This is a genomic window from Bradyrhizobium sp. NBAIM03, assembly GCF_020194055.1.
In the GTDB taxonomy this organism is placed as follows: Bacteria; Pseudomonadota; Alphaproteobacteria; order Rhizobiales; family Xanthobacteraceae; genus Bradyrhizobium; species Bradyrhizobium yuanmingense.
This window is the reverse complement of record NZ_JADYVS010000004.1, coordinates 369,321-381,367: the sequence shown is the minus strand read 5'-3', so window position 1 is coordinate 381,367 and position 12,047 is coordinate 369,321. Positions and strand designations below refer to the sequence as shown.

At 58.3% G+C, this 12,047-nt stretch carries 8 protein-coding genes and 2 pseudogenes; 6 read left to right on the top strand and 4 right to left on the bottom strand.

Annotated features, from left to right (window positions below; genetic code table 11):
• Nucleotides 1-143: 143 nt before the first annotated feature.
• Together I6F21_RS08705 and I6F21_RS08700 are read right to left on the bottom strand one after the other, a co-directional pair.
• Complete coding sequence (locus I6F21_RS08705) at nt 144-599, bottom strand: GNAT family N-acetyltransferase (RefSeq protein ID WP_225143497.1); 456 nt, start codon at nt 597-599, stop codon at nt 144-146.
• A 744-nt stretch (nt 600-1,343) separates the two neighbouring features.
• Nucleotides 1,344-1,487, bottom strand: coding sequence for a hypothetical protein (locus I6F21_RS08700; protein WP_225131078.1), 144 nt, complete (start codon nt 1,485-1,487; stop codon nt 1,344-1,346).
• Between the two features lie 1,120 nt (nt 1,488-2,607).
• On the opposite strand from I6F21_RS08700, the gene I6F21_RS08695 reads away from it, so the two are divergent.
• The 6 genes and pseudogenes from I6F21_RS08695 (at nt 2,608) to I6F21_RS08665 (ending at nt 5,039) form a co-directional block, all read left to right on the top strand.
• On the top strand, nt 2,608-2,727 hold the full coding sequence (locus I6F21_RS08695; RefSeq protein WP_249782202.1) for a GTP cyclohydrolase I: 120 nt from the start codon (nt 2,608-2,610) through the stop codon (nt 2,725-2,727).
• Nucleotides 2,728-2,836: 109 nt separating this feature from the next.
• A pseudogene (locus tag I6F21_RS39015) lies at nt 2,837-3,106 on the top strand (6-carboxytetrahydropterin synthase); the annotation flags it as partial.
• A 4-nt stretch (nt 3,107-3,110) separates the two neighbouring features.
• On the top strand, nt 3,111-3,308 hold the full coding sequence (locus I6F21_RS08685; protein ID WP_225131124.1) for a hypothetical protein: 198 nt from the start codon (nt 3,111-3,113) through the stop codon (nt 3,306-3,308).
• Between the two features lie 373 nt (nt 3,309-3,681).
• The gene (locus tag I6F21_RS08675) at nt 3,682-3,924 is read left to right on the top strand and encodes a hypothetical protein (protein ID WP_225131055.1); all 243 of its coding nucleotides are present in this window, start codon (nt 3,682-3,684) and stop codon (nt 3,922-3,924) included.
• Between the two features lie 177 nt (nt 3,925-4,101).
• Nucleotides 4,102-4,402, top strand: a pseudogene (locus tag I6F21_RS08670) (7-cyano-7-deazaguanine synthase); the annotation flags it as partial.
• A 124-nt stretch (nt 4,403-4,526) separates the two neighbouring features.
• Entirely contained in the window at nt 4,527-5,039 is a 513-nt protein-coding gene (locus I6F21_RS08665) for a hypothetical protein (protein WP_225131052.1), read from the top strand.
• A gap of 1,622 nt (nt 5,040-6,661) precedes the next feature.
• Here I6F21_RS08665 and I6F21_RS08660 read toward each other — a convergent pair.
• Together I6F21_RS08660 and I6F21_RS08655 are read right to left on the bottom strand one after the other, a co-directional pair.
• Nucleotides 6,662-7,072 (bottom strand): hypothetical protein, encoded by a 411-nt coding sequence (locus I6F21_RS08660; RefSeq protein ID WP_225183016.1) that lies wholly within the window; start codon nt 7,070-7,072, stop codon nt 6,662-6,664.
• 491 nt (nt 7,073-7,563) lie between these two features.
• A complete protein-coding gene (locus I6F21_RS08655) occupies nt 7,564-12,045 on the bottom strand; it encodes a Ulp1 family isopeptidase (protein ID WP_225183015.1) in 4,482 nt (1,493 codons plus the stop codon).
• Nucleotides 12,046-12,047 lie beyond the last annotated feature (2 nt).

Sequence of the window (12,047 nt, the reverse complement as noted above, 5' to 3'; positions counted from 1 at the left end):
AAAAAACATAAGTCCAGAACGCACAGACAATTACGCGTTCCGGTCAATCAACCGGCCCTAACGAAGAACATTGGGTTCCAAGCTAGATTGATCCGCTCAGCTTCTTGGTCATCCAGGGACGACTCTAAGTTGACCCCACCGGCTCATATCATGCGGCAAAGCCGGGGGCCGACTTCCTCGAAGCCGTTGCGCAGATAGAAGTCGAGGGTGCGCTTCCATTTCGGCTGCCACGGTGCTCCGACCTCCAGCCGCTTCCATCCTCGCGCGCGTCCTTCGGACAGAGCGACCGCGATCAGATGAGGCGCAATGCCCTGCGATCTCATGTCGGGGCGAACATAGAGCTCCGAGATTTCTCCGAACTTGCCGCCCGCGTAGATCGCAGTGCATTCGTTTAGAACCATGACGCCAACCGGCTCGTTGTCTCCGCAAGCGATCACCGCGACGACGCTGACATCCGCAAGAACTGCCGCCGCGCTTTGCGTGACGATTTCGATCCCCGGGGCCATCCGGCGCAAGAGCTCGACTTGGAGAGCATAAACGAAGCCGGCGACGGTTCCGGCATCTGTGACTTCAGCGCGGCGTGTGGATATGACCGGCATCTTTCTTTCTGCTCCGCATCGGAATTGAATCACTCTGCGCCACGAGCGTCAGCGTGACATTTGTGATCCGCTAGACAGACAAGGCTAGCTGAGATTCCCGAACACCTCGAACCAGAGCCGATTGGAGCACTTTCCAATCAGCTGATCTCTGCTGTGGGTCTTGGTTGTATGAAAACGCCTGATGACCCGCGATTTCGGCTGTCAATCAGCGTCCACAACTGAATTTCGATCCAACCGATGGCTTTCACGTCGCAGGGTTTCATCACGAAGCTAAAGCGCGCCTCTCCAAGATAGGATCATGATCATCGCGAACTTCATTGTCGAAACGGTCCTTCAAGCGGCTGCTGACCTTGTGCCGACAATCCAATGAGACGATCACGCATTCCAGGTCAAAAGGCCGATGGATGTCGTCACCTAGAAGGAAACCGTTCAGAGGTGTATGCACCCCACCGCATTTTGACCCTCGGGAACCGAGCTCAATCGCTCTGTGACGGCAGTCTATGGATATTGGCCATCTCCTTCCTCGATGCTGAATCCTTTACCAGTCACGATGTTTGGAGACCAGCTCTCTGGAATGGTAGCCATGGATCCCTCCCGCCAGAAGGATCGCTGGGTTAGGATTCGACAGCCAATGACAGGATCCTCTCGGTCGTCGAGAGCGATCGGGTCGAGACGATAACTCCACTCCTTAGCTCCGCGGCAAAGTCGATTTGCACCGGAACCGCCTCGCTTGGTGCGCTCTTGCTACAAAACAAGGCCCGCGCGCAGGTTCGCAGCACGCGTCGGGGAGTTGCCGTCAGGCCAGTACGCCGCGCCGATCAAGAGTTGCTCGATCGTGTTGAGATTTTCGACGATGAACTCGGCTTGCCGGTCGGGCCGCCTTGACACCGACATCCTCGGCGGGATGTACCGCGTCCACAAAGAAGCGGTCAGGCCACGAGCTGCTGGAGTGTTGCAATCTCTTCCTGTCGCTCGCGGAAGGAGGGCTCGCGGACCAGGTCCAGGCGCTGCTAGTCGGTACATCTTCTTCGGCTGCGGAGCCTCGCCATTGCCCGTTCGTATCTAGCTTCACTGGTGCCCGAACCCGGGAGACCACGTCGCTTGGCTTGGTCAGGCGATGAGCGCGTTGCTTGCCGCGGCTTCATGCTGCCATGAGTTTCGCGAGCCGCGTCAACGCTTCGCGCTCTTGGTGGCGATTCACGTGCGCAATTTGACCTGGTCAAATGTCCAAGCCTTGAATAGCTTTGCCGGGCCAGGAATTTCGCCCCGAGCTGCCGCTGCCTGTATAGCTCTCTTGTTCTCGCCTGTTATTTGGGCGACATCTTCGACCTTGACGCGTTCGGATGTCCCGTTCATCGGTTCTTCGCGCCAATCACGGGGCCGATTAACTGTCTGATGACTTCGGGGCGGGTAAGATTTGGTTGCTTTTGCTGGCGCTTCAATCGTGTCCGCTTGTCGGTGTGTATGTCTGAATCCCGACACGAAGTCGCAAATGATCGGCCGTCGCGGCACGATGCATTGATTTTCTCTTCCTCAAGCAAGTCTCGCACAGATACTTTTGCGGCATGCTGATTGCAGGGAGACGATAAAGGACCGTTTCGGCAATAGTGGTCTCTCGGTCAACGACGCAGGAGAGATGAAAGTTCTCGATCGTATGCAAATTGATACTAAAAACTGCCCCGGGTAAGGCACCTCCCCAATTGAAGCGCTTTGTTCAGCGCGTGTCGGCCGCAGATCATGTCGTTCACGCAAACTAGCGAAGCTGCACAGGAGTTCTGATGAGCTCTACGCAAGCAATTCGTGAACGCCTGCGCGACGCCGGCGCGTCGTTTGCGGCAAACGACAATATCGCAGAATATCTGCTGCCTGGTGACATTGATGTGATCCAAGCCGAGGTCGAGCAGCACGTGCACGCTGTGCTTGAGGCCATGGTTATCGACACCAGCCGCGACCACAACACCAAAGCGACCGCGAAGCGCGCAAATTTGTGCGCCTTGCCAACTGGATCATGTCGCGCCCGCACATCCAGGAGGAGGCCGCTGTTATGCTGGCGGACGAACTGGAACGCCGTATCCTGCCGAAGGGATTGGCCGTCATCGTTAGGGCGCAGCACCAATGCATGATCTAGCGTGGTGTTCGCTAGACTGACACCATCATGATAACCAGCATCATGCGCGTGCTTTCCGCGACGACAAAATATCGCGCAGCGAATTTATGGCACTGATCAAGGATCAACCGTGACCTACCTATCGACGAAGACATACGGTCATGAAACCGGACTATCCGCTACATTTCGCCAGTGGCGCGCGCTGTCACACTGTCGTCTGCTGCACGGTTACTCGTTGTCATTTCGCTTCGAGTTCGAGGCCGACACCCTAGACGACAAGAATTGGGTCGTTGATTTTGGCGGCCTCAAAGAGCTGAAAGCGATCCTCGAACACACATTTGACCATAAGACCGTCGTAGCTGCGGACAATCCGGAGCTTGAATGGTTCCAGGAAGCGGCGCGGCGTGGCGGATATCGTTGTGCTACCTGCTGTCGGCTGCGAAAAGTTTGCCGAGCACGTCTACGGCATCGCGAGCAAGTGGCTGCTGACAGAGCGACTTGCTCCGCGTTGCCGGCTTGCATCTGTCGAAGTCAAAGAGCACGGTGCGAACAGCGCGATCTATCGGGGAACGAGCCGTGCTGCCGGTCAACGAGATCTTTGAAAGTATCCAGAGCGAAGCCTGCAAGAGCGGCACGCCGTCAGTGTTCCTGCGGCTACAGGCCTGCCCAGTTGGTTGCCTCTGGTGCGACAGCAAGCGCAGATGGAAGGCAGATCCAGCATGTCAAGTGCCGATAGCCGAGATCACGGGATCGAGGACGCCACCCGGGGCTAGGATGTCGCCGGAGGAAATATTGCTCGCCGTGCAGGGGTTTAGGGCTCGGCATGTCGTGATCACGGGTGGCGAGCCCGCAGCGTACGACTTTCAGCCATTGACGACGCTACTTATCAAGTCTGGCTTCTCGGTGCAGGTGAAGACATCGGGACCCATGCCATTCAGGTGCACCCCTGCACGTGGGTGACCATCAGCCCGAAAGTTGGCACGCCCCGTTGTTTTGGATGAACCGCTGCGGCGTGGCAACGAGATCAAACATTGCGTGGGCAAGCCTGCCGATATCGAGAAGCTCCTGGCCCTCAACATCCCTCGTGAGTTCATGCCGATAATATGGCTGCAGCCCTTGAGCCAAAGCCGCAAGGCGACGAAGCTTTGCATTCAGGAGGCGACTGCGTGCGACTGGCGTGTCAGCATTCAGACGCACAAGTTGCTCGGCGTGGGGTAAGCAACCCTGCGCGTCAAAGCGTTCTGCGGCTTCACCTTAGAGACGATCATGAATTGCGTCCTCTAAGTCTGAACTCAATGAAGGGAAAGCGGCATTCATCGCAGGCTTCTTTGCCGTTGTTCGCCATTGCCAAGCGGGCCTGATTTCAACTCTTCACATTCTAAGCGAATCCTCTCAATGACCGATTTCACATCCGAAGCCGCGCTGGTTCTATTTTCTGAGCGGTCAGGATTCCGCCACCTGCCTCGCTTGGGCGCTGTCGCGCTTTGCCCGGGTTGAGACCGTCGGCTTTGCCTATGGACAACGCCATGCGATCGAGCTGGCCTGCTGCGATCAGTTGCTGAACGGACTGAAGAAGCTGCGCGTAGACTGGGCGAGCAAGCTCGGCGACAACCATACGCTTGAGATCCCCACACTGGCTGCGATATCAAAGACTGCGCTGACCGGCGAGGTCGCGATCGAGATAGGCGCGGACGGGATGGCCGCGGCGCGACAGTTGAAGAATGAGACTGTCCGCAATTTCTGCCTGAACGAATTTGAGCGCTTTTCGTTCGGCTACCGAGCCGACGGCACTGCGCCGATCCAAAACAAGGTAGGCGCCGGTGTTTAATCGCCTCCTGGCCGCTCCCGCGCACGATCTCCACGTCAGGCAGATCATGGATGAGGGCAGGGTGTTGCTCGTAAACCTGTCAAAGGGGCGGATCGGCGAGGACAGCTCGTCCCTTCTTGGCGGCTTGCTTGTGACGACGCTCGGACTTGCCGCTTTCAGTCGGGCTGAATTGCCGGCGCGTGAGCGACCAGACTTCTACGTCTACATTGATGAGTTTCAAAACTTCACCACTCTCGGGATGGCAAATATGTTCTCGGGGTTGCGCAAATATCGCGTCGGCTGCACTGTCGCACATCACTATCGTCATCGGTTAGAACCGGATGTGCGCGATGCGGTGCTCGGAAATGCCGGATCGATTATCTCCTTCAGAGTTGGTGCTGAAGATGCGCAACACCTTGCTCGCGAGTTTCTGGGAACGTTCGAGGAAGCCGATCTCCTGCAACTGCCGAACTATAGGATTTTATCTGAAGCTCATGATCGACGGGACGCCGTCGCGGCCATCTAGTGCCGGTACGCTTGAGCCCGGCGTCCTAGATTAAGACACCGCCGTTGATTAGTAAGTCTCGGCGCGTCGAGCTTCTTGCAAACCCGGCGCGGGGGGATAGCGCCCCAGGATCATCGTCTCCGGCTCATTCCGCGCTGGCACTGACCCGCTCCCCCAAGCGGAACCTCTCCTACTTTCAGCTATCGCTTCGGTGGCGACGCCGCTAATATTTCAATTTTCGGCACCTTCGGGACAAGGCTCTTTGCAAAATCGCGCGAGAGATCTCCCCATATTCCTTTTGCAGGCGGCAGACAGGATACTATCGAGCAGGGCGCAGCCGGTTTTCAGCCTTTCCTGTTCTGCCGCTGGTTCGACAGCCTGAGCGAAAACAACAGGAGCCATTCCGCGCCGATGTGCACTGCAGCAACGGTAGCCATGCGTCGAGTAGAGGCATCTCACGTTTCGGATCTCGACAAGCTATCAATGAACGTTCCAGGGGCGACATCAAGGTGATCTGGATCATGGATTTTGAGAGCGGTCTGGCCGGGGGTTGGCAACGATCTCTTTAAGATGAGCTGTCCCCAATCTCCTGAGAAAGCGAGTTGTCTTTAGGGCTGCGGCCCGCTTTATCGACGCACAGCAAGCGTTGCTTTTTGTTCTTTACTGTCGCGCAGTCCGTTATTGGCATACTGGCCCGCCGTACATCGGCTGCCAATGCGGGCGAACACGAAAAAAAAGATGATTGCGGAGCTACAAAGGTACGAGAACCATCTCTGCTTTTGAATTGACTGCCGACGATTCATCCGGACTCATCTTTCCGCAAAGAGAAGGCATGAAGGCTGCTCGCAACTCGGCAACTGCCCTCCGTGGGCGGTTCGCCCGGAGGCAGCGGCGCCGCGCAGCCTACGCGTTGCAGGCTTTCATCGTGCATCGATTAGGTTAGCTATAAGACTTATGCGCTTGCAGACCAATTCACTCAAACTTGTAGGACACCTCTAAGAAGGTACCCCATCGCTCCATGCTGTACTTTGCGAGTGCAGGGATCTGGATGAACGTGCCTCGGTCGCTGCAGCCGCTGCAGTTGAATGTGACATCGCTGTCATTCTTGGTCCACATTGCCCAGTACCGAGTGCCGACGCCGATACTGAAATTTCTGCCGAGGAGGTACGACAGCGTTCCTTCGATCTGTACGCCCCCCACCTTGCCTGCACTGATCGTAGAAAGTTGTTTCAGGACGGAGGAGATGGTTATCACGACCGGTGAAGTCGGTCCATGGCAGGTAAGCAACATCTGCGCTCACGGCGCTCAAACAGCATAGTCTCGGCGTTAAGCCCGACGCGCAGCGCATCCCAATTGGCACCTTGAGTACCGATGATTTGCTGGGCCGGAACCGCGCATGCCCCGTATGGCGAGGCTGTCTGCACGCATGCGATCGAATCCGACTTTTGGCCGAAGTAAGTGCCACTGATAAATGCGCCCAGCTTGTAGGTGCTACCGCACATAAAGTCGTAACCGACATCGGCGGTGTAGTACGTGAACCTTCCGTTGGCCTGATCTCACAGAGTGTTGCATAGGCCGTACTGCCGATGCTCGAATCCTCGTTCATTCTTCCCTTGTTGAAGCGTCCGAGCCAACGTTGCCCTTCAGGAATATCCCCCAGGACTATCAAGCCGTGCGAACAGCTCGCCGGAAATGCCGTCCAAGCCATGATAGGTGAGCGTGGAATTGGGGATGCCGCTATCTCCGGATATCGGGGGCCGATTCGTGTAGTCCCACTGGAATGTGCCTCTGCTGAGCCAGACCCGCGAGCCCCCTTCGAACGACCAGTCGCCCGTATCGAAAACAGGCTTTATTGTTTTGGCGGCCGCTCGTCCCGGATAGACCGATGCGTCGAACCATTCCGCCCCGCTCGCGTCGCCGCCGAAATGGTGATTCAATCCGATCTTTCCGATGTGACAGTTGCTGGACAAGCTGGTTGTCCTGGCGGCAATGTCGGCGGGGCGGGGAACTGCACCGTCGGCGGGGTCGCCAGACGCGTCCCCATCGAAGCCCATGTAGTCGTACTCGAATTTGACACACCAAGCAGGTGTAAGCGCTTGCTCAAGGCGACTCCGACGACGGTCCAGCCGAAGCGACTATAATCGAACTGCGTTGTATGCTGCAGGAAGCCGCAAAGCGCCCCTCGAATTCGTTGTTATGTTGCCTCGGTTATGTTGCCAGGCTGCCCGCCCTGATGTAGCCCAGCGTTTGGCCTGTTAGGCCGAAGCGGCGTAACCCACTCGAGCAGTCCCTGTGACAAAGGCGTTTGGACCTGCCTCGCAAGTGGCGATAACAACAGCGCCCGAGAAGGCAAGACAGCTGTTGGTGCCATCGGAGACAGCATGGCTCGCATCGACTTCGGTGCCGGAAATCCACCTATCCGTTTGCCAGTTGTAGCCGGGAGCGGATCGGCATCCAGTATTGGCGCAGCGCCTCGACGGTCGCTGGAATGTCGAGGTGGGCATTGCGGAGAAAGTCCTCGGTCTCGCGGCCGCTTCGCGCTCCCTTAGCCTAAGCCGGGATGAGCTCGAAGCCGGTCCTGGAGGGACCGCCGATTGGCGACGAGGTTGTCAAGGTGCAGCAACTCGTGCCCTGGCCGCTCTCCTTGGGCCAATCGTCGAACCAGCGCCCGCGTGCCGTCCACCACGAAGACGCCGCAATCATAGCTGTTCCGCTGCTGGGCCATGCTAGGTGACTCCAGGCGGGCGCGCAGCCGTCGTGCGAGCTGCGCTGCCGGCTCGTGGTTGTGTCCCCGGACAGAGTCGTAGTGATAGGCAATCGGCTCTCCTCGCGTGCGGCGATCAAGGAGCAGCAGCGACCAATGCGTGCCGAGGCGATTAGGATCCATTGCATCGTTCACCGGCAGGAATAGGAAGTCGGCGGTATCATTACCATTCGGATCGTAGACGATGCGCCGGAATGCACGGAGCATGTCGGGCTCGGCGCCGAAGCGCAATTGATAGTGGGCTATCAGGGGATCCACGAACTGCGCCAGGGCGGCGAATTCCGGACGGTCCCGCTGCAACTCCTGCGCCAGGAGCTCGTAATCCCTGTGGATGTGCTCGTCGCCCAGCCATTCCTTGGCGCCGAGCGCTAGTCCGCTGCGGCCGTGGGATGAGGCTGTCGGATCCAAAGCCCCGATCTGAGCATCGGCGGATGTGCGCGGGACAGGCGCATAACTAGCATCATCACGCGGCTCCTGCGGCGTCGGCGCATTCAGATCAATCAATGGCTCACGACCCCCGTAGGTGTCTGAGCGAGCCCTGGCAAGATGCGCGGGCGCAACATGAGCATCGTCGCGCAACTCGGATGGCGTCCGTGCATTCAGATCAACAAAAGGCTCTCGGCCGCTGTAGGTGTCTGAACGAGCTCGGGCAGGATGCACTGGCGCAAAATCAGCATCGTCGCGCAATTCGGACGGCGTCAGCGCATTGAGATCAACAAATGGCTCAAGGCCAGCGTAGGCGCCTGAGCGAGCCCTGGTCGGATCGGCTGGCGCAAAGTGAGCATCGTCGCGCAATTCGGACGGCGTCCGCGCATTCAGATCAACAAAAGACTCTAGGCCGCTGTAGGTGTCTGAATGAGCCTGGGCAGGATGCACTGGCGCAAAGTCAGCATCGTCGCGCAATTCGGACGGCGTCGGCGCATTCAGATCAACAAGAGACTCTAGGCCGCCGTAGGTGTCCGAGCGAAGCCTGGTAGGATGCGCCGGCGCAAAGTGAGCATCATTGCGCAACTCGGACGGCGTCGGCGCAATCAGACCATAAGATGGCTCAAGCCTGCCCTTAGCATGTGACGCGGGCCAGGATGGTGATGCTCGTTCTTGCACCTGTTCACCCAACCAAACCCAAGCTCCGGCGCTCGGGCTGGCCGGCGTTGAGGGAAGATCCTGCGCCGAGCCCGAGTGCCAATCGCCCTGCGCGGCCGGCGAGTTCGGCTGCTCAGGGCCTGGCAGCCCCAGTTCTCGGTTCGGCTCAATGAGTTTCAAGTAGCTGCGAAGATGCGACAAATCGGGACCGTGTACTCTGCCTCCAGTCCGTTGGAATGCTACCACGTCATTGTCGAGGGATACCTGCTCCCTGCTCGAGCCGTTTAGCCGCCCGATGATGCTCCCTTTGCGCTTCTCTCTAAGCCACGCACTAAGCGCACGAAGACGCCTCGCCCGCTGTTGCGCAGACTGCCTCAGCTTCGCAGTCGGAGTTTTAAGATCTTTCAGAGCTTGGTTCAGCGCGCCCTCGATGAGGGGCGCATCTTCTGGATGAGGAACTAGGCGACGGGGGGCACCGAGGACGCGGGGTTCAGGTGCTTCCACTTCTTCACCCCCACGCAGCAGCCGCCGGAGATGATTCAGAGCCGATCTAATGCGGTTGTTGGGGTCACCGCCCGAGCTCCTGTACTTCGCAATCTCCGCGTCCAGCGATGAACCGTCGCGCAGCCGAGAAGCTACCGGGCCCCTATGACTCGCGTTGACCCAGCGAATAAATGCCCCAAGCCCGTAAACACCGTTGTTGATGGCCCCTTTGGTGAGCTTGCGCAGCTCCGCGTCTCCACGAAACTTCGCCAAGAGCTCCGCGTCTTCGACCGGAAGCTGCTCGCCGATCGGTTCGTCCGGCGACGGCATCGGGGCTTGCATCTGCGATGGTGACGCCACCACTTGATGGGATAGGGTCTGCATCAGCTGCTGCTCAACAGCGACGACCTGCGGAGGCGGCGAGGAGCTGCGTCCGTCCATCGTCTCTAAAAGCAGATCCTGCTGGTTCGCAGGCAGAGTCTCCGGCCAGCTGCCAGCTCCGTTCGACCCGCTGTGCTGCGCAGTCGTCCGCCTCGTCTCGGCGCGAACCGCGTCTTCGAGATCAGGAAGCGGGCGAATATGACGCCGTAGTTCGATCGCTCTAGCACCCGCCGGCGACCTCAGGAGATGAGCCAGTGCGGCCCCGGCTTTTCTGCGGCCATGGGGGTCCTCCTCCTTATACTGGCTGACATCTTCATCCAGCGAGTCGTGGCCAAGTCGAGCAGCAATGCCGGGCTTATGCTTTTCACGGAGGTAATCACTCAAATCGATAAGAAGAGTTGCATAGGTCCTGGCGGTGTTGGCGGTGCTTGGGGCTGCTTCTTCCTTGTACCTTTTGATGAGATCCGCATCCTGGGGATAGGGATTCCGCTCAACCCGGCTTGCAAACGGCGTGATGCCGCCCGGCGATTGGGAGGCTCTAAGAAGATCCAGTGGGATAGCGATGGCCTGCTTCTCCTTCTCGGCGAACTCCTGGGCATCCTTGTCCAGCGACTTGTCGTAAAGCCGGGAAGCAATGCCCGGCTTGTCGTTCTTTACGAGCCAATGCCCCAAGCTGAGAAGACCACGTAGATTGCGACCGACCGTGCTCTCGGAGGCCCCAGCCTTGATGAGTGCCGGCCTGAGCCCCTCAATAAGAGACGCATCTTCGCAATAAACAGGATCCAGGCTGCTACCTGCGAAAACAAAATTTGCATGGCCGGGCGGTAGCGCCGAGGCATTCAGCATCGTTCTACCGCCTTGACCGTGCGGAGGCGGCGTAGATGGGTGGCCGCTCGCCCGCATGATGGGAATCTGCTCGCCTGGCACGAGAATGTTGCTGTAACGTTCATCCGTCAGCTCGTCGTCCTGGTGGCGCCGGTTCACGGGATTAGGGGACTCTGTAGGATCCAATGCTAGGCCATGCCGCGGTGGCTGAAGACACGACGATGCACCGGCTTCGTCGACCGTCCCCAAGAATAAATCTTGATCATCCCCCTCAGCGAGTGCCGCTGGCCAACTGAAGGCGGGCTGCGACCCGCCCTGCTTAGCCGCGGCCTCAATGCCCCCGGCCCGGCCAGTGATTGACGCGACTCCGCCCGGCGACTGAGAGGCGCGGAGACGATCTAGTGCGGTAAGAACGAGGTGCCTGCGATTTTTATCGAAGATCGCAGCGTCGTTGCTCAGCGATTCGTCGTTAAGCCGAGCAGCCACTCCCGGCTTTTTTTTTGCGAAGAGCCACCGGCTAAATCTGCGAAGAGGACCAACATAATTCGTCTTAGCGGTGATCTCCTCGTACCCAGCCTCAACGAGTGCTTCTTGAAGTCCGGAAATCAAGCGTGCGTCTTCGGGATGAAAAGGGGGACCGTTGAGTTTTCTCGCTCCGTTACGGAGATGATCAAGTGCCGCGCCGATACTTTTGCTACCCCCGGCGTCCTTGTAGCGCTTGATCTCTTCATTCAGCGGTTCGTCGTCGTTCCATGTCTCGTCCTGAAACCGAGCAGCAATGCCACGCTTGTTGTTTGCACGAAGGTAGTGGCTGAAATCCGTGAGAATAGATGCATAGGTTTTGGCGGTACTTGAAGTTCGGGCCGCCACTGCTTGCTTTTTGTATTCCTTGATGAGAGTCCCGTCCTTGGGATAAGGAGTCAGGTCAGGGCGGCCTGCGATCGGTACGGCTCCTCCCGTCAATTGAGAGGTCCGCAGATGAGCTAGTGCCCAAGGGACGTTCGCCGTCCCACCTTTTATTATGAACTCCTCGACATCCTTGTCCATCGTCTCGTCATGAAGCCGATCAGCAATGGCCGGCTTGTCGTTTGCAAAGAGCCAACGGCTCAAGCTGAGCAGATAACCGACGTAGCTCGTGGCGGTGCTCTCAACGGCTCCACCCAAGAGGAGCGCCTGCTTAAGGCCGGAAATAAGGGGCGCATCCTTAGCATAAAGCGGATCCTTGCTGCGACCTACCAAGACCCAATTTGATTGAGCGGTCTGCAGCGCTGAGGCGCCCAGCACCGCCTCATCCTCTCCGGCATGCGCCTCAGATCGCGATGCATCCGCTTGATGGGCGCGGACCTGCATGAGCACGAGAGCAGACGGCACAGCGATCTCGCCCAGCTGCTGCTCAAAGGCGGCCGCATCTGTGGACGGAGCCGATGAGCTCTCTTGCGGGCCCGCGGTGCCCGATTGTTGACGCACCCAGTTGGTGGATTCGAACTTCATTC

What these genes read in the sequence shown, in the direction of transcription:
- I6F21_RS08705 (WP_225143497.1), bottom strand. Translation starts at nt 599, where the DNA reads ATGCCGGTCATATCCACACGCCGCGCTGAAGTCACAGATGCCGGAACC.
- I6F21_RS08695 (WP_249782202.1), top strand. Translation starts at nt 2,608, where the DNA reads ATGTCGCGCCCGCACATCCAGGAGGAGGCCGCTGTTATGCTGGCGGAC.
- I6F21_RS08660 (WP_225183016.1), bottom strand. Translation starts at nt 7,072, where the DNA reads ATGGGCTTCGATGGGGACGCGTCTGGCGACCCCGCCGACGGTGCAGTT.
- I6F21_RS08655 (WP_225183015.1), bottom strand. Translation starts at nt 12,045, where the DNA reads ATGAAGTTCGAATCCACCAACTGGGTGCGTCAACAATCGGGCACCGCG.